Source organism: Pseudomonas sp. SWRI77 (assembly GCF_014269105.1).
In the GTDB taxonomy this organism is placed as follows: domain Bacteria; phylum Pseudomonadota; class Gammaproteobacteria; order Pseudomonadales; family Pseudomonadaceae; genus Aquipseudomonas; species Aquipseudomonas capeferrum.
Genome location: NZ_JABWRV010000023.1, coordinates 90,564 through 107,507, shown reverse-complemented (window position 1 = coordinate 107,507; position 16,944 = coordinate 90,564). Strand labels below are relative to the sequence as shown.

General features: G+C 65.0%; 12 protein-coding genes. 5 read left to right on the top strand and 7 right to left on the bottom strand.

Annotated elements, in window-relative coordinates:
• Positions 1-284 precede the first annotated feature (284 nt).
• From glgX to HU766_RS20620, 7 genes are all read right to left on the bottom strand, one after another.
• Positions 285-2,438 carry a glycogen debranching protein GlgX gene (gene glgX, locus HU766_RS20650; protein ID WP_033696687.1) on the bottom strand — a complete coding sequence of 718 codons (2,154 nt, stop codon included), beginning with the start codon at positions 2,436-2,438 and terminating at the stop codon, positions 285-287.
• 98 nt (positions 2,439-2,536) lie between these two features.
• Entirely contained in the window at positions 2,537-2,785 is a 249-nt protein-coding gene (locus tag HU766_RS20645) for a DUF2934 domain-containing protein (RefSeq protein ID WP_033696691.1), read from the bottom strand.
• 14 nt (positions 2,786-2,799) lie between these two features.
• The gene (locus HU766_RS20640; protein ID WP_186660202.1) at positions 2,800-5,574 is read right to left on the bottom strand and encodes a malto-oligosyltrehalose synthase; all 2,775 of its coding nucleotides are present in this window, start codon (positions 5,572-5,574) and stop codon (positions 2,800-2,802) included.
• Positions 5,571-7,640: a 4-alpha-glucanotransferase gene (gene malQ / locus HU766_RS20635; protein WP_186660200.1), complete on the bottom strand. Its 2,070-nt coding sequence runs from the start codon at positions 7,638-7,640 to the stop codon at positions 5,571-5,573. Before malQ ends, HU766_RS20640 begins: the two co-directional genes overlap by 4 nt.
• A complete protein-coding gene (gene treZ / locus HU766_RS20630) occupies positions 7,637-9,379 on the bottom strand; it encodes a malto-oligosyltrehalose trehalohydrolase (RefSeq protein ID WP_186660198.1) in 1,743 nt (580 codons plus the stop codon). The genes malQ and treZ overlap by 4 nt, the downstream gene beginning before the upstream one ends.
• Before the next feature lie 14 nt (positions 9,380-9,393).
• Positions 9,394-10,953 carry a glycogen synthase GlgA gene (gene glgA, locus HU766_RS20625; protein ID WP_186660196.1) on the bottom strand — a complete coding sequence of 520 codons (1,560 nt, stop codon included), beginning with the start codon at positions 10,951-10,953 and terminating at the stop codon, positions 9,394-9,396.
• 542 nt (positions 10,954-11,495) lie between these two features.
• Positions 11,496-11,663, bottom strand: coding sequence for a DUF6026 family protein (locus tag HU766_RS20620; protein ID WP_077068354.1), 168 nt, complete (start codon positions 11,661-11,663; stop codon positions 11,496-11,498).
• Positions 11,664-11,828: 165 nt separating this feature from the next.
• Here HU766_RS20620 and gnd point away from each other — a divergent pair, with 165 nt between their 5' ends.
• The 5 genes from gnd (at position 11,829) to HU766_RS20595 (ending at position 16,933) form a co-directional block, all read left to right on the top strand.
• Positions 11,829-12,851 carry a phosphogluconate dehydrogenase (NAD(+)-dependent, decarboxylating) gene (gene gnd, locus HU766_RS20615; protein WP_227697295.1) on the top strand — a complete coding sequence of 341 codons (1,023 nt, stop codon included), beginning with the start codon at positions 11,829-11,831 and terminating at the stop codon, positions 12,849-12,851.
• Positions 12,848-14,353, top strand: a complete 1,506-nt coding sequence (zwf, locus tag HU766_RS20610; protein WP_186660194.1) for a glucose-6-phosphate dehydrogenase — start codon at positions 12,848-12,850, stop codon at positions 14,351-14,353. Before gnd ends, zwf begins: the two co-directional genes overlap by 4 nt.
• A 72-nt stretch (positions 14,354-14,425) precedes the next feature.
• The gene (locus HU766_RS20605; protein WP_186660192.1) at positions 14,426-16,222 is read left to right on the top strand and encodes a glycoside hydrolase family 15 protein; all 1,797 of its coding nucleotides are present in this window, start codon (positions 14,426-14,428) and stop codon (positions 16,220-16,222) included.
• A 129-nt stretch (positions 16,223-16,351) separates the two neighbouring features.
• Entirely contained in the window at positions 16,352-16,630 is a 279-nt protein-coding gene (locus tag HU766_RS20600) for a type II toxin-antitoxin system RelE/ParE family toxin (RefSeq protein WP_077068355.1), read from the top strand.
• A gap of 15 nt (positions 16,631-16,645) precedes the next feature.
• Complete coding sequence (locus tag HU766_RS20595) at positions 16,646-16,933, top strand: HigA family addiction module antitoxin (protein ID WP_033696702.1); 288 nt, start codon at positions 16,646-16,648, stop codon at positions 16,931-16,933.
• Positions 16,934-16,944: the final 11 nt, after the last annotated feature.

Here is a 16,944-nt window from a genome sequence, read left to right as displayed (position 1 = left end):
CCAGAAGCGAAAAGCTTCCTCGAATAGGCCTGATACATAGATGCAACCGGGTTCCAATGCTCAAAAGCAGCTAGACAATGTGGGCGAGTCCATACATAGGAGCGGCCTTGCGTCGCGAAAGGGTCGCGCAGCGGCCCCAGCAATCTCTGCGGCGAAGCTGAAATTCAGCTCTGCGGCGAAGCTGAAATTCAGCTCTGCGGCGAAGCTGAAATCCAGGGGCCGCTGCGCAGCCCTTTCGCGACGCAAGGCCGCTCCTACAAGGGACCGGTCAGGGCCCTTCGGGTTCACTCTTCCTCGCGTTGCAACACCATCAAAAGCATCGAGCGCCCCTTCACCTCGAACGTGCTCTCGAACGCCAAGTGCTGCCCCTTGCGCAACTCTGGCCGGTCGGTATCCACCAGGCAGCTCCAGTAATCACCGTCAGGCACGGTCGGCAGCTGGAACGGCACCACGTCATGATGGGCATTGACGATCAGCAGCACCGTCGCCTCGGCGCCTGGCCGGGCGATGCCGCTGACCTGGGCACGCCCGTCGATCAACATGCCGAGGCACCGGCCATGGGGGTCTTCCCATTGCTCGACGCTCATTTCGCTGCCATCCGGCGCCAACCAGGTGACATCCTTGACCCCGATCGCCTCGTTGTAGTCGCCCACCAGAAAGCGTGAGCGGCGCAGCACCGGGTAGGCCAGGCGCAGGCGGGTCAGGCGCTTGACGAAGGCCAGCAGCGCGGCGCCCTCGTCGTCCAGGTCCCAGTTGACCCAACCGATCTCGCTGTCCTGGCAATAGGCGTTGTTGTTGCCGTGCTGAGTGCGGCTGAACTCGTCGCCGGCGACGATCATCGGCGTGCCTTGGGCAAACAACAGGGTGGCGAAGTAGTTACGCATCTGGCGCATGCGCAGGGCATTGATTTCCGGGTCGTCGGTGGGGCCTTCGGCGCCACAGTTCCACGACAGGTTGTTGTCGGTGCCGTCCTGGTTGTTCTCGTCGTTGTCCTCGTTGTGCTTGTTGTTGTAGGACACCAGGTCGCGCAAGGTGAAGCCATCGTGGGCGGTGACGAAATTGACCGAGGCATAGGGGCGCCGGCCGCGGTTGTTGAACATGTCGCCCGACGCTGTCATGCGCGAAGCGAAGTCGGCCAGCTGGCCTTCGTCACCTTTCCAGAACGCCCGCACGGTATCGCGGAAGCGGTCGTTCCACTCGGCCCAGCCGGGCGCGAAGTTGCCCACCTGGTAGCCACCGGGGCCGCAGTCCCAAGGTTCGGCAATCAGCTTGACCTGGCTCAGCATCGGGTCCTGGCGGCAGGCGACGAGGAACCCGTGGCGTTCGCTGTAGCCGTCATGGTAACGGCCAAGGATGGTCGCCAGGTCGAAGCGGAAGCCGTCCACGTGCATCTCACCGGCCCAGTAACGCAGTGAGTCGGTGACCAGTTGCAGCACGCAAGGGTGGCTCAGGTCCAGGGTATTGCCGGTGCCCGAATCGTTGATGTAGTAACGCTTGTCATCGGGCATCAGGCGGTAGTAGGAGGCGTTGTCGATGCCGCGCATGGACAGCGTCGGGCCGCGCTCGTTGCCTTCGGCAGTGTGGTTGTAGACCACATCCAGAATCACCTCCAGGCCGGCGTCATGCAGGTGCGCAACCATCTCCTTGAATTCGGCGATCTTGCCGCTGGCCAGGTAGCGGGGGTGGGGGGCGAAAAAGGCAATGCTGTTGTAGCCCCAGTAATTGTTGAGGCCCTTGTCCAGCAGGTGCTGGTCGTTGACGAAGGCGTGGATCGGCAGCAGTTCGATGCTGGAAACGCCCAGGTCCTTGATGTGCTTGAGCAGCTCGTCATTGGCAAGGCCGGCGAAGGTCCCGCGCAGCGCTTCGGGCACCGCCGGGTGGCGCATGCTGATGCCGCGGGTATGGGCTTCGTAGAGGATGGTGCGCTCCCACGGTATCTGCACGCGCTGATCGCGGCCCCAGGTGAAGGCCGGGTCGATAACCTTGCATTTGGGCACGAAGGGCGCGCTGTCACGCTCATCGAACGACAGGTCGCCGTCGGGGTGGCCGATGGTGTAGCCGAACAGGGCCTCGGACCATTTCAGGCTGCCGACCAGTTGCTTGGCATAGGGGTCGATCAGCAGTTTGTTGGGGTTGAAGCGGTGGCCGTTCTCGGGCTCGTAAGGGCCGTAGACGCGGTACCCGTAGACCAGGCCCGGGTGCGCGTCGGGCAGGTAGCCGTGGTAGATCTCGTCCGTGTACTCGGGCAGTTCGATGCGTTCGATTTCCTGTTCGCCGCTGGAGTCGAACAGGCACAGCTCAACCTTGGTGGCATTGGCCGAGAACAGGGCGAAGTTGACCCCAAGCCCGTCCCAGGTGGCGCCGAGGGGGAAGGGCATACCTTCGCGAATGCGCGATGGGGCGACTGAGCGGGTTTTCTTCGGGATGCGGGGGCTCATGGCGGTCCTCGTGTGGCCGTGGTGAAGGGGGAAACAGTGCAGCGTCTGTGCCGTCTTCTTCGCGGGGCGAGTCGGATCGCGAAGAGGCCGGTACAGGTTTAACCAGCAGCCGGCTTCTTCACCGCGCGAGGCTTCTTCACCGCTGCAGGTTTCTGAACCGGCTCTGCTGCTACCTTAGGCTTGGCCGGCGCTTTCTTGCGTGGCGCTGCCTTGGGCGCAAGCGCTTCAGCCTCGGCGAGCTTGCGCGCCATGTCCCAGTGGCGCTCCTCCTCACCGACCGGCTTACCTTCCGATTCCCAGATCTGGTAGGCAAATTCACGAATACGTTTTTCATCGACACTCATCATGACGCTCCTGATGCTCAAGATTGTTGTATCAACACATTGACTGGAAATTCCGACAGTACGGCGCTCAACGGCAGCTCCTTTGAAAGGCTGACCGCAGCACAGGGGAAAAGTCCCGTCGAGTTGGCAGACGACAAGGCAAACGGCAGTATCAGCCGGGTGTCGTCCCAGTTATGGGCCGGGATCAACGGTGTAGGGGCGCTACCGAGCAGGCCGCTGGCCAGGCGCGGCGCGATCACGATGGCGCGCTCGTCGTCACCCAGGCGGGCGAAAGCCAGCACCTTGTCGGCATGCCGGCCCTGCACGGTCAGCGGCAGGTAGGCGCCACGGCGGAACAGTTCGGCATGCGCCTGGCGACAGTCCAGCACCCGCGCCACCAGCGCTTGCTTGATGTGGCCATCGCGCCAGTGCGCCAGCAGTTCGGCGACCGGCGTGGCGTCGTCCAGGGTGCGGCGCCTGCTGGCGTAGTCGACTGGGCGGCGGTTGTCCGGGTCGACCAGGCTGAAGTCCCAGTATTCATTGCCCTGGTACAGGTCGGGCACGCCGGGCACGGTCATGCGCAACAGCGCCTGGACCAGGCCGTTGAGCGCGCCCGGGCAGGCGATCAGCTGGGCGGCATCGGCCAGCGACTTGCGCAACTGCTGGTTTTCGCCATCGAGCAGCAGGCCATCGATGTAGCGTGCGCAGGCGGCCTCGTAGGCGTCGTTCGGGGCGCTCCAGCTGCTGCGCAGCTTGGCTTCGCGCAGGGCCTTCTGCTGCCATTGCCGCAGGCGCTCGGCGTACTGGCGCAGTGCGCCGTCATCGTGTGGCTCAAGGCCCAGCGGCCAACTGCCCAGCAGCGTCTGCAGCAGCATCAGCTCATCACCGGGGCTGGGTGCCAGGCCATCGTCCAGTTGCGCCCGCAGGGGCGCCGCCAGCTCGCGCCAATGCTCCACGCGGCTGGCCAGCCACGGCCCGCGTTCGCTGAGCACCGCCAGGCGGGCGCGGGTGTCTTCGCCGCGTTTATGGTCGTGGGTAGCGGTGGCCAGCAGGCTGTCGGGGAAGTCGCGCAGGCGCCGCTGTGCCTCGTTATGGAAGTACGCTGGGCCCGCGCTGAAGCGCTCGGCCTCGAAGCCCACGTCGTTACGCGACAGCAGCCGCGCACTGCGGTAGAAGGCGGTGTCTTCCACTGCCTTGGCGGCGCTGGGTGCGGTCAGTTGCTGGAAGCGAACGCAGGCATGGCGCAGGTGCTTGCGCGGCCGGCCCGGTGGTAAGCCGCGCCAGGGCTGGCCGCCCAGCCATCGTTCGAGCTGTTCGAGCAGTGGCCAGTCCGCCTCGCCAAGGTCCTGGCGGGCAGCGGCCAAGGCCTGCTGGAAGAACGCTTCGTCCTCGGTTGGGCGGCCGCAGGCGTTGAAGTAGGTGCGGTACACCGGGTAATGCGCGACCAGCGCCTGCAAGGCCCGGCGGATGGCGCCAAGGGTCAAGTCACGGGTCATCAGGTCGTCGCGAGCCACTTGCAGCAACGCCTGGGCCACCGATTCGCAGTCACCGGCCAGGCTGGCGTTGAGCACCAGGTGGCGGGCCAGGCGCACCTCCTCGGCGAAGTCCGGGCGTTCGCTGACGTTGGCCCAGAGCTCGGTCAACGGCGCTTCGCCCGCCGGGTCGTGTTGCAGCAGCGAGACCTGGTTCATGAACTCGTAGCCGGTGGTGCCGTCGGTGAGCCAGTCGCGGTGCAGGTGTTCGTTGGCCCCGAGAATCTTCTCCACGTAGATCGGGAAGTGCTCCAGCGCCGCATGCAAGGGCCGCCGGGCCAGCAGGCCATCGACCCTTCGGCGCAGTTTGCGGCAATAGCCGCGTGGGTCGGCCAGGCCGTCGATATGGTCGATGCGCAGGCCGTCCACCAGGCCGCGTTCGATCAGTTCGAACAGCTTGGCGTGGGTGGCTTCGAACACCACGGCGCGCTCGACCCGCAGGCCGCCCAGCTCGTTGATGTCGAAGAAGCGCCGCCAGTTGATGTCGTCGGCGGCGGTGCGCCAGCTGGCCAGGCGGTAGGTCTGGCGTTCTAGCAGCAGGTGCAGGCGCTTGAAACCGGCCTCGCTGCGGCTATCGAAAGCGAGCAGGGCCGCGTCGAGGTCGGCGCCGTCTTTTACCAGGCGCGCCAGTTCAGCCTGCAAGGGCAGGGCGTCGGCCAGCGGTTGGGCGCTGTCGTGCAGGGCAGTGAAATGCGCGGCCAACGCCTGCAAGGCGGGTTCGGGGCTTTGCGCGAGGATCCAGCCGTAGTCGATCGGGCAGATGGGGAACCGGTGTTCGTAGTGGGCAATCTGCAGCACACCGTGGTGCTTGTCGAACGTCAGCGGCATATCGCCTTGCTTCAAGGCCGCCCCGTAATCGCTGCCCAGGAAGGGCAGCAGCAACTGGCCGGCCAGCAGCGGGTCGCTGGAGTGCCACTGGATATCGAAGAACGCCGCATACGGGCTGCGCCGGCCCCAGGCCAGCAGGCTTTGCCACCACGGGTTGTCGGCGCCGCCCACGGCCATGTGGTTGGACACCGTGTCGAGGATCAGCCCCATGCCGTGCTGGCGCAGTGCGGCCACCAGGCGCTCCAGTGCAGCCTCACCGCCTAGCTCCGGGTTGACCTGGGTCGGGTCGACCACGTCGTAACCGTGGCGGGAGCCGGCGCGGGCCTTGAGAATCGGCGAGGCATACAGGTGGCTGATGCCTAACTGGGCAAAATACGGCACCAGCGGCACGGCGTGGTCGAGGGTGAAGTCGCTGTGAAATTGCAGGCGCAGGGTCGCGGTCAAGGGCTTCATCGGTCACGCTCCCAGGCTTGTTCACGGGCTTGGGCCAGCAGCTCCAGTCGCCGTGCGGCGTCTTCGTCGTCGAGCAGTTCGCGCACCGGCAGGGCGAAGCGCCGGCGCCAATTGGGGTGCCCTTCGGTGGTGCCGGGCAGGTTGGGTTGTTCGTCGCAGCCCAGCAGGTCTTCAAGTGGCACCAGTACCAGCGGGGCGCGGGTATGGCCGACGTAGCGCAGGGCGGCGTCGATCACCGCGTCGTTGTCGGGCAAGGGGCCGTAGTTGGCCTCCAGGGTGCGGCGCAGGCCGTCGTGTTCTTTCTGGCGCTCGTGGCGCCAATGGAGTTCGGTGGCGGCGTCGATCAACTGCAGGCGATGGCTCCAGTCGATGTCGCGGTTCTGCAGCCAGCCGGCCAGCGGGGCCAGGTCGTGGGTGCCAGTGGTGGCCAGGGCGCTGTCCGGCCAGTCGAGAATGGGCCTGAAGTGGCCGGGTTGGGTCTGCTCGAAGGGCAGCACACGCATGCCCAGCACGGCCTTGTCGGCCAAGTGTTCGCGCAGGCCTTCGGGCACGGTGCCGAGGTCTTCACCCAGGATGATCGCCTGGTGGCGCACCGACTCCAGCGCCAGCAGGCGCAGCAGGTCTTCGAGGGGGTAGTTCAGGTATGCGCCCTCGCTGGGCTTGGCGCCCCGGGGGATCAGCCACAGCCGACGCAGGCCCATGACGTGGTCGATGCGCAGGCCACCGGCATGGGCCATGTTGGCCCGCAGCATCTCGATGAAGGCGCGGTAGCCATTGCGCTTGAGGCCTTCTGGGGAGAACGCGCAAATGCCCCAGTCCTGCCCCGAGCGGTTGAGAATGTCGGGCGGCGCGCCGACCTTGAGGTTGGCCAGCAACTCGTCTTGGCGGCTCCAGGCCTGGCTGCCGGCACCGTCGGCGCCTACCGCCAGGTCGGCGATCAGGCCGACGGCCATGCCATTGCCACGGGCGGCCTCCTGGGCTCGTTGCAGGCTGCGTTCGGTCAGCCATTGGCAGAAGGCGTGGAACTCGACCTTGGCCGGGTAGGCATTGGCGAAGGCTTCGACCTCGGCGTGGTAGGGGTCGTGCCAGGCACTGGGCCACTTGCGCCAGTCGGCGCCCAGACCATGCTCCACAGCTTGTGCTTGCAGTACTTCGAAGCGGCAGTGGTGCTCCAGGGCCTGGCCGGCGGCTTCGCGGTAGCTGTCGAAGTCCTTGCGCAGCGGGTGATCGCCCTGGCTGAAGTCCTGGTACAGCGCTTCGAGCAGGCGCAGGCGGGCACTGGCAGCGCGGGGCCAGTCGACCAGCGGGCGTTGCTCCAGGTCTTCGAGCTGCTGCTGCAGCCCGCAGGCTTCGATGGCCATGCGCACGGCGCGCTCGCCAAACAGCGCGGCCGGGCTGGCATAAAGGCTGTTGAGCAGCAGGCGGCTGGAGGGCGAGTAGGGGCTGTAGTGCTGCTGGTCGATGGACGACAGGGCGTGGATCGGGCTGATGGCCAAGGCGTCGGCACCGCGCTCGGCGGCCGTACGTGCCAGTTGCTCCAGCGCCAGGCAATCGCCGTAGCCGCCATCGCCGCTGCGCCGCAGGCTGTACAGCTGAACTGCCAGGCCCCAGCAGCGCGGTGGCGGTTGCGGCACGCTGTCTTCGAGGCTGTAGCAGCGCGACGGCGCCACGGCAACGGTGAAGGTGCGGCCGTCGATTTCCAGGCTGTGGTAGCCCAAGGGCAGTTCGCCGGGCAGGCGAGCCTGGCTGTCCAGGGCCAGGCTGTGCTGGCTGTGGTCTTCCAAGGTGCAACGCACCGCGCTGCCTGCGCTGAAATAGCGGTGCAGGGCCAGCGGTTGGCCCAGCTCGACGGTCAGCAAGGGCGGCAGGTGCTCGCTGTCCTCGGCGGCCTCCACAGCGCGCAGGCTGGCCTGGATGGCGGTCTCGTCGACGGCGGGGTGGCCCAGGCCTTCGAGGACGTTGCGCAGTACGGCGTCACTGACTTGCTGGGGCCGGGCGTTGGCATCGATCCAGTCACGGCTGAGCCCGACGCGGGCCGCCAGACGGTGCAGGGCGGTTTCGCTCATGGGCGCTCCTGGCCAGGGGGAATCAGGCTGACCACGCAGCTGTACGCGGCCAGATGGGTATCGGGGTGGCGGTTGTCACTGCTGTCGAACAGCCGTGTTGCGGCAGGGGGTAGTTCCACGGCTTGGGGGCTTGCGGCCAGGTTCAAGTCGATGCGCAAGGTGTTGCCATCGCCCAGCCGCCAGCGTGCGCTGAGCGCTTTGTCGCCGTGCACGTCGGCCCCCAGCGCACGGCTGCCAGGCAGGTGCGGGATGACATGGCGACGGCGCAGGTCGAGCAACTGCTGATAGAGGCCGTGCCAGCCGGCAATGACCTCATTGTGCTGCGGGCGTGATGACTCGAATGTCTGCTCGGCGTTGGGGTCGGGAATGCGCTCACGCTGCGCGGGGTCGGCGAATGCGGTGAAGTGGGCGAATTCGCCGCGTCGGCCTTCGCGCACGGCATCGGCCAGTTCATCGTGGAAGTCGGTGAAGAACAGGAACGGGCGGCAACTGCCGTCATCGTCGCCCATGAACAGCAGCGGGATCATCGGCGCCAGCAGCAGCAGGCCCGTGGCCGCACGCAGGGCTGGCGGCGGGCACAGGCGGGTCAGGCGTTCACCCAGGGCGCGGTTGCCGATTTGGTCGTGGTTCTGCAAGAACAGCACGAACGCGCTCGGCGCCAGGTGCCCGCTGGGTTCACCGCGCGGCTCGCCATGGCGGTTGGCCTGGCCCTGGAACACGAAGCCTTCCGACAGGCAGCGGGCGAGCTGGTCGATGGGGCGCTGTTTGTAGTCGGCATAATAGCCTTCGGTTTCGCCGGTCAGCAGCACGTGCAGGGCGTTGTGGCCGTCGTCATTCCACTGCGCGTCGAAACCTTGCTCCAGTAAAAAGGCCTGGTTGTGCTCGTTCTCCAGCACCAGCCACACATGCCGGCCAGGCTCCACCGCAGCGCGTACCCGTTGCGCCAACTCGACGAGAAAGTCTGGCTGGTCGATGGCGTGCACCGCATCCAGGCGCAGGCCGTCGCAGCGGTAGTCGCACAGCCACATCAGGGCGTTCTGGATGAAGAACTCGCGCACCTCGGCGCGGCGGAAGTCGATGGCCGCGCCCCACGGCGTCTGCTGGTCTTCGCGGAAAAACGGGCTGGCGTACTGGTGCAGGTAATTACCGTCCGGGCCGAAGTGGTTGTAGACCACGTCCACCAGCACCATCAACCCTTCGCCATGGGCCTTGTCGACCAGCGCGCACAGCTGCTGCGGACTGCCGTAGGTATTCTGCGGCGCGAACGGCAGCACGCCGTCGTACCCCCAGTTGCGTTCACCCGGAAACTGCCCCAGCGGCATCAATTCGACCGCACTGATGCCGATGTCGGCCAGGCGTGGCAGTTGCCGGGCAACCCCGGCATAGCCGCCCAGCACGCCGACGTGCAATTCCTGAATGACCGCTTCGTGCCACGGGCGGCCCTGCCAGGGGTGTTGCCAGTCGTAGCTGGCCACATCCACCAGTTCGCTCGGCCCCTGCACGCCCTCGGGCTGGTAGCGCGACGCGGGGTCCGCTACCTGCAGTTTGCCGTCGATCCGATAGTGATAGCGATCGCCGGCCTGGCACTGGGCGGTGCCGGTGTACCAGCCATCATTGTCGGGCAGCAGCTCGACCGGCGGCTGCTGCTCGATTTCCACGCTCACGCTGCGCGCATCCGGCGCCCAGAGGGCGAAGCGCGCCGACGTGGCGTCCAACAACTGTGCGCCATGCCTGTGCATCTTCGATTCTCCGCTCAGTTGTGGCTGAACTGTGCCTGCTTGACCAAGTCTTCATAGAGGCGAGCGTAGGGTTCCACCGCCTGGCACCAGTTGAACGGCTGGGTCATCGACAGGCAGCGCATGGCGTTGAGCAAGTCTTTCTTGCCGAACACATAGAAGGCGCGGCTCAGCGCCTCGCGGTAGCTCTCGACGGTCGATTCGTTGAACAGAAAACCCGTGACCCCACACTCGATGGTATCGGCCAGCCCGCCGGTGTTGCGCGCCACCGGCAGTGAACCGAAGCGCTGCGCGTACATCTGGCTCAGGCCGCACGGTTCATAGCGCGACGGCATCAGCAGGAAGTCGCTGCCGGCGAACATGCGCCGCGCGTCGGTCTCGTTGAAACCGATGCGCACGCCGATACGGCCCGGGTGGCGCAGCGCCAGTTCGCGCATGGCCTGTTCTTCTTCCGGCTCACCACGGCCGATGATCGCGATCTGCCCGCCTTGCTCGACGATGTAGTCAGCCACACCCAGGGTCAGGTCGAGGCCTTTCTGGTAGACCAGGCGCGAGACCACGGCAAACAGCGGGCCCTCGGAGGGCTCGAGCTCGAACAGCTGGCGTACAGCTTCGGCGTTGCGCGCCTTGCCGTCCCAGTCATTGATGCTGAAGTTGTGTTGCAGGTGCTTGTCGGTGGCCGAGTCCCAGCTTTCGTCGATGCCGTTGGGGATGCCGCCCAGCAGGCCTTGCTGGGCCTTGGCCGCAAGGAAACCGTCCAGGCCGCAGCCAAACTCGGGGGTGGTGATTTCCCGGGCATAGGTGGCGCTGACCGTGGTGATGTGGCTGGAGTAGGCCAGGCCGGCCTTGAGGAACGACAGCTTGCCGTAGAACTCCATGCCTTCCTGCTGCATGGCGTGCTCGGGGATTGCCAGCTCCGGGCTGCAGCCACGGCTGTAGACGCCCTGGTAGGCCAGGTTATGGATGGTGAACAGGGTCGGCGTGTTCAGCCCGCGCCAGTGCATGTAGGCCGGGGCCAGGCCTGCAGGCCAATCGTGGGCGTGCACCACTTCTGGCTTCCAGTGGATCATGCCTTCGCCGGCGGCAATCTCGGCTGCAGCCAGGCCCAGGCGGGCGAAGCGGATATGGTTGTCGGGCCAGTCGCGGCCATTGTTGGCACCATAGGGAGTGCCGTCACGCTGGTACAGCTCAGGGCAGATCAACACATAGATGACCAGGCCATCGGCCAGGTCCATACGGCCGATCTTGCACGGCGGCAGTGCGGCGTGGCCGCCCAATTCGCCGACGATGTGAATCGGGTTGTCGCTCTCCATCACCTGGCGATAGCCGGGGATCAATACGCGCACATCGTGCAGGTGCGCCAAGGCGCGAGGCAGGGCGGCGGAGACGTCGCCCAGGCCGCCGGTCTTGACCAGGTCGGCGATTTCCGAGGTGACGAACAGGATCTTGCGTTTGTTCGGGTTGTGCTGGCGCTGTGCGCCGGGTGCCTTGCCTGTCGTGGCGAATTCCGGGGTAAGCGGCTCGCGGTTGTCCGGTTTGAATGAATCTACGTGAGGCTCGACAGCGGCACTGATCATACTTCTCTCCGTCCCTATGCTTGGCCGGGTGCTGGCACCCGCGGCGTTATCTCGTGTTGGTTCTCTCTGGTTCAAATCCGTGTAGTGCTATCCATGCCCCTGAGTCGTGCGCGCAGGCACAGCGCGATCAGCATTCCGGCCGAAGGCGATTGGACTGAATGGGGTTGGTGGGCCGAAGCGGGGGAGGTCCCGTTGCATTTGGCCTACTTAGTTCCTGACCCACCGCCGTTTGTGAAAGTTCGACTTTTTTACGTCACTCTTCCTATGAGCAAATGGCGGGCCGAAAGCTGAGTGTAGGAGAGAAGAAGTAAAAAAGGTGACCCACTGGTCACTTTCGTTATGGCCGGTTTAGACGCAAACGTTGGCGTCTGTGACCCGATGTGAACGGGGTGCTCGAGGGTAGGGCACAGGCTTTCAGACGCGCATCATTTCGTCGCGCAGGGAACGGGGATGCCCTGTTTTGGTGCGCGCGCAGAGGCAAGCGAAGAGGGGGAGGTACAGCAGCGTGGGAGCCGGTCAGCCCCCACCGGGGAAGGTCACGATCAGAGATTGATAGCTTTGTCGCCGGAGCGAGCTTGCTCAAGCATCATGTGCAACTGAGCGACCTGCTGACGCAACTGGTCACGTTCGTCTTTCAACTTACGCAGCTCATCACGGCGTACGGAGACATAGAGGGTCTGGGTTGGAGTAGCAGGCATCAAGGTACCCATGAGCACACCTCGCGGTTTTGGCTGGTGACAGTTAAAGCGTAGTCGCTTCACGCGGGGCGCATTCTGAATTCTTTCGCCGCCCATGGGAACTTTTTTGTTTATCGTGGTCTCGCCGTTCGTCGCTGAACCCTTGGGCGGTACGCTGGACTAATCTGAAACGCTTAACTGCATCATCATCCATTTTCGAAACGGGAGCATCGGCTCATGCAACTGGGAATCGTCGGGCTGGGCCGCATGGGCGGCAATATCGCAAGGCGCCTGATGGGCGCCGGCCATCGCACCGTGGTGCACGACCGCAACCGCGACGCCGTCGTCGGGCTGGAGGGCGAGGGTGCACAAGGTGCCCACGACCTCGGCGCCCTGGTGCAAAAACTCAAGGCCCCGCGTGCGGTGTGGGTGATGTTGCCGGCCGGTGACCCTACCGAGCAGACCATCGCCCAACTGGCCGACCTGCTGGAACCGGGCGATGCGATCATCGACGGTGGCAACACCTTCTATAAAGACGACATGCGCCGTGCCGCCGATCTGGCCAAACGTGGCCTGCACTATCTGGACGTGGGCACCTCTGGCGGCGTGTGGGGGCTGGAGCGTGGCTACTGCATGATGATCGGGGGCGAAAAGGACGTGTTCGAGCGCCTCGAGCCGCTGTTCAAGGCCTTGGCGCCCGGCGTCGGCGACATCCCGCGTACCCATGGCCGCGAGGGCGAGCACCAGCGCGCCGAGCATGGCTACATCCACGCAGGCCCACCCGGTGCCGGGCACTACGTGAAAATGGTGCACAACGGCATCGAGTACGGCCTGATGCAGGCCTACGCCGAAGGCTTCGACTTGCTGCGCAGCAAGGGCGGCAACGAGCTGCCCGAAGACCAGCGCTTTGACCTCGACGTGGCCGAGATCGCTGAAGTCTGGCGCCGCGGCAGTGTGGTCACGTCCTGGTTGCTGGACCTTACCGCCGATGCGCTGGTGGCCGACCCGCAGTTGGCGCAGTTCAGTGGTTCGGTGTCCGACAGTGGCGAGGGTCGTTGGACCATCGACGCCGCCGTGGAGCAGGCCGTGCCAGTGCCGGTGCTGTCCAGCGCGCTGTTCGCCCGCTTCCGTTCGCGCCAGCAGCAGGGCACGTATGGCGACAAGATTCTCTCGGCCATGCGCCTGGGCTTTGGTGGGCATGTCGAGAAGAAAGGCGAATGACTAAACAGACGATCCCTGCAGCCCCTCCCTGCACCCTGTTTCTGTTCGGCGCCAATGGCGACCTGGTCAAGCGCCTGCTGATGCCGGCGCTGTACAACCTCAGCCGTGACGGGTTGCTGGACCGCAACCTGCGCATCGTTGGCGTCGATCACAATGCGGCCACCGCCGAGGCGTTCGCCGAGCGCCTGCACGCCTTCATGCTGGAGCGTGACAAGGGCGGCGAGGGCAGCGCCAAGTGCCTGGACGAAAAACTGTGGGCGCGGCTGGCCAAACGGCTGGACTACCAGACCGGCGACTTTCTTGACCCGGCCACGTACCAGGCGATTGCCAAGCGCATCGAAGCGACCCGTCATGGCAACGCGATCTTCTACCTGGCCACCTCGCCACGTTTCTTCCCCGAAGTGGCCCTGCGCCTGGGCCAGGCCGGCCTGCTCGACGAGTCGGCCGGTGGCTTTCGTCGCGTCGTGGTGGAGAAACCCTTTGGCACTGACCTTGCCAGCGCCGAGGCACTCAACGCCTGTTTGCTGAAGGTGATGGGCGAGCGGCAGATCTACCGCATCGACCATTACCTGGGTAAAGAAACGGTGCAGAACATTCTGGTCAGCCGCTTCTCCAACGGCCTGTTCGAGTCGTTCTGGAACAACCACTACATCGACCACGTGCAGATCACCGCCGCCGAGACCGTCGGCGTCGAAACCCGCGGTGCGTTCTATGACAACACCGGGGCCCTGCGCGACATGGTCCCCAATCACCTGTTCCAGTTGCTGGCGATGGTCGCCATGGAGCCTCCGGCCGCCTTTGGCGCCGATGCCGTGCGCGGCGAAAAGGCCAAGGTGGTCGGCGCCATTCGCCCGTGGTCGGCGAAGATGGCGCTGAAAAACTCGGTGCGAGGCCAGTACACGGCGGGCAAGCAGGGGCGCAAGCGCTTGCCCGGCTATCGCCAGGAAGCCAATGTCGGCGAAGCCAGCCAGACCGAGACCTACGTGGCACTCAAGGTGATGATCGACAACTGGCGCTGGGCCGGCGTGCCGTTCTACCTGCGTACCGGCAAGCGCATGAGCGTGCGCGACACCGAGATCGCCATCTGCTTCAAGCCCGCGCCCTATGCGCAGTTCCGCGAGTCGGAGCTGGAGCGGCCCAAGCCCAACTACCTGAAGATCCAGATCCAGCCCAATGAGGGCATGTGGTTCGACCTGCAGGCCAAGCGCCCGGGCCCTGAGCTGGTGATGGAGAACGTCGAGCTGGGCTTTGCCTACAAGGACTTCTTCAAGATGACCCCGGCGACGGGCTACGAAACCTTGATCTACGACTGCCTGACCGGTGACCAGACGCTGTTCCAGCGGGCCGACAACATCGAGAACGGCTGGCGCGCGGTGCAGCCCTTTCTCGACGCCTGGGCCAAGGATGGCGAGGTGCATGAATACCCGGCAGGTGAAGATGGGCCAGAGGCTGGCAATGAACTGCTGACCCGCGACAGGCGGGAATGGCACCGTTTGGGGTGACCTGATCAAGCTGGCTTGCCCCGCGAAGAGGCCGACACAGGCGACCAACCGGCTCAACCGAAAGGAGACTCAATGCCCGCCCACATCGAAGACTACGCCTTGCTCGGCAATTGCCGCAGCGCCGCCCTGGTCAGCCGCGATGGCTCCATTGACTGGCTGTGCCTGCCCCGCTTCGACGCCCCCGCCGTGTTTGCAGCCCTGCTGGGCAATGAAGAAAACGGCCGCTGGCGCCTGGCCCCTTGCGACCCGGTCGAGCACACCAGCCGGCAATACCTGGAGGACACCCTGGTGCTTGAAACCACCTGGGTCACTGCCTCTGGCCGGGCGCGCGTGCTCGACCTGATGCCCCTGGGCGAGGTCAACTCGGTCGTGCGCATCGTCGAAGGCCTGGCCGGCGAAACCAGCTTCGAGATGGACCTGGTGCTGCGTTTCGACTATGGGCGCAGCGTGCCTTGGGTAGAAAAGCTCGACCCCCTGACCCTCAGCGCCGTAGCCGGCCCTGACCGCCTGATCCTGTGCAGCACGGTCCCCTCGCATGCACGCGACCACCACACCGTCGCACGCTTTCGCGTCGGTGCCGGCCAACGTCAGGTGTTCAGCATGCGCCACCAACCCTCGCACCTGCCTGTGCAGCCCGATTGCGATGTCGAGGCAGCGCTGGCGCAAACCATCAACCAATGGCAGGCCTTTGCCGCCCGCAGCCCGGAGGTCGGTCCCTACACTGCCCTGGTGCGGCGCTCGCTGCTCACGCTTAAGGCCATGACCTACGCGCCCACCGGCGGCATCGTCGCCGCTGTCACCACCTCGCTGCCCGAGCGCATAGGTGGCGAACGCAACTGGGACTACCGCTTCTGCTGGCTGCGCGACGCCACCATGACCCTGCTGGCGTTCATGAGCCTGGGCTATTTCGACGAAGCCCAGGCCTGGCGCGAATGGCTGTTGCGTTCGGTGGCCGGCAACCCCGAACAGATGCAGATCATGTACGGCCTGGCCGGCGAGCGTGACCTGCAGGAGTACACCCTGCCGTGGTTGGCCGGTTACGAGCACTCGCAGCCGGTGAGGGTGGGCAACGCGGCGGCCGGGCAGGTGCAATTGGATATCTACGGCGAGCTGGCCGATGCCATGACCCAGGCGATCAAAGGCGGTTTGCCCCGCCACCCACGCAGCGCCGCGATTGCCCGCTTGATCCTGCCGTACGTGGAGCGCATCTGGCGAGACCCGGACGAAGGTATCTGGGAAGTTCGCGGTGGCAGGCAGCATTTCGTGCACTCCAAGGTCATGGCCTGGGTGGCGTTCGACCGCGCGGCGGGGTTGGCCGAAACCACCGAAGAGGACCGCGAGCGCGGGCGCCATTACCGCCAGGTGGCAGACGAGATCCGCCGTGAGGTGTGCGAGCGCGGGCTGGATCCGAGCGGGGCGTTTTTTGTCCAGGCCTACGGCGCCAACGAAATGGACGCCAGCCTGTTGCAGATCGCATTGACCGGCTTTCTGCCGGCGGAAGACCCACGGTTTTTGCGTACGCTGGCAGAAATCGAAAAGCGGCTGCTGAAAAATGGCCTGTTGTTGCGCTACGACACCGACAGCTGCAGCGACGGCCTGACCCCTGGGGAGGGCACCTTCCTGGTGTGTTCGTTCTGGCTGGCCGATGTCTATGTCCTGTTAGGCCGGCAAGCCCAGGCACAGGCCCTGTACGAACGCTTGACCGGCCTGTGCAACGACTTGGGGTTGCTGGCGGAGCAGTACGACCCGGCAGGCAAGCGAATGCTGGGCAACTTCCCCCAAGCGTTCAGCCATATCGGCATCATCAACACGGCGCTGAACCTGCACCGCGCGCAGTGCCCGGTGCGCGATCGGGCGCGTTGTGGTTAGCGTGCCCATTGTGGAGGATTTCAGGTCTTAATAAATGTGTGACGCATCGAGTCACATATGTTACTTTGCTGTGTGTGATGCGTGGGGTCACACTTAGCCCGTCTCCCAAATGGACACGGCGAGCTACCCATGATCATCAGTTTTCGGCACAAGGGATTACGAATCCTTCATGAAACGGGCAATACCCGAGGGGTCCAGGCCGCTCACATACAGCGTTTGAAGCGTCAGTTGCAATTTCTCGATCGCGCCATGACGGCACAAGACGTGAGCCTTCCAGGATGGCACTTGCACTCGCTCAAGGGTGACTTGTCAGGCTTCTGGTCAATCAGCGTCTCTGGTAACTGGCGACTGACTTTTCGTTTTACAGGTTCGGATGTCGAGCTGGTTGATTACCTTGATTATCACTGAACAGGAGGGCTGACCATGCCTTTGCACAATCCGCCACACCCCGGCGAAAGCTTGCGTGAGGATGTTCTGCCGGCGCTAGGCCTGACGGTGAAAGCCTTTGCGTCGCACCTTGGGTTCTCGCGTGAAGCGCTTTCGCGGGTGTTGCATGGCCGTGCGGCAATGTCGCCAGACCTGGCATTACGCCTGGAGATGGCGGGTATCAGTACGGCCAGGCTGTGGTTGGCCATCCAGGCCGATTACGACATCTGGCAGGCGCGGCACCGCCAGCAGCCTGTGATCACGCGGTTGTTCCAGGCTGCCTGATTCGATTGAGC

Excerpts from the sequence above, each read along its gene's own strand:
- glgX (WP_033696687.1), bottom strand. The coding sequence starts at position 2,438 with ATGAGCCCCCGCATCCCGAAGAAAACCCGCTCAGTCGCCCCATCGCGC.
- HU766_RS20645 (WP_033696691.1), bottom strand. The coding sequence starts at position 2,785 with ATGATGAGTGTCGATGAAAAACGTATTCGTGAATTTGCCTACCAGATC.
- HU766_RS20640 (WP_186660202.1), bottom strand. The coding sequence starts at position 5,574 with ATGAAGCCCTTGACCGCGACCCTGCGCCTGCAATTTCACAGCGACTTC.
- malQ (WP_186660200.1), bottom strand. The coding sequence starts at position 7,640 with ATGAGCGAAACCGCCCTGCACCGTCTGGCGGCCCGCGTCGGGCTCAGC.
- treZ (WP_186660198.1), bottom strand. The coding sequence starts at position 9,379 with ATGCACAGGCATGGCGCACAGTTGTTGGACGCCACGTCGGCGCGCTTC.
- glgA (WP_186660196.1), bottom strand. The coding sequence starts at position 10,953 with ATGATCAGTGCCGCTGTCGAGCCTCACGTAGATTCATTCAAACCGGAC.
- HU766_RS20620 (WP_077068354.1), bottom strand. The coding sequence starts at position 11,663 with ATGGGTACCTTGATGCCTGCTACTCCAACCCAGACCCTCTATGTCTCC.
- zwf (WP_186660194.1), top strand. The coding sequence starts at position 12,848 with ATGACTAAACAGACGATCCCTGCAGCCCCTCCCTGCACCCTGTTTCTG.
- HU766_RS20605 (WP_186660192.1), top strand. The coding sequence starts at position 14,426 with ATGCCCGCCCACATCGAAGACTACGCCTTGCTCGGCAATTGCCGCAGC.
- HU766_RS20600 (WP_077068355.1), top strand. The coding sequence starts at position 16,352 with ATGATCATCAGTTTTCGGCACAAGGGATTACGAATCCTTCATGAAACG.
- HU766_RS20595 (WP_033696702.1), top strand. The coding sequence starts at position 16,646 with ATGCCTTTGCACAATCCGCCACACCCCGGCGAAAGCTTGCGTGAGGAT.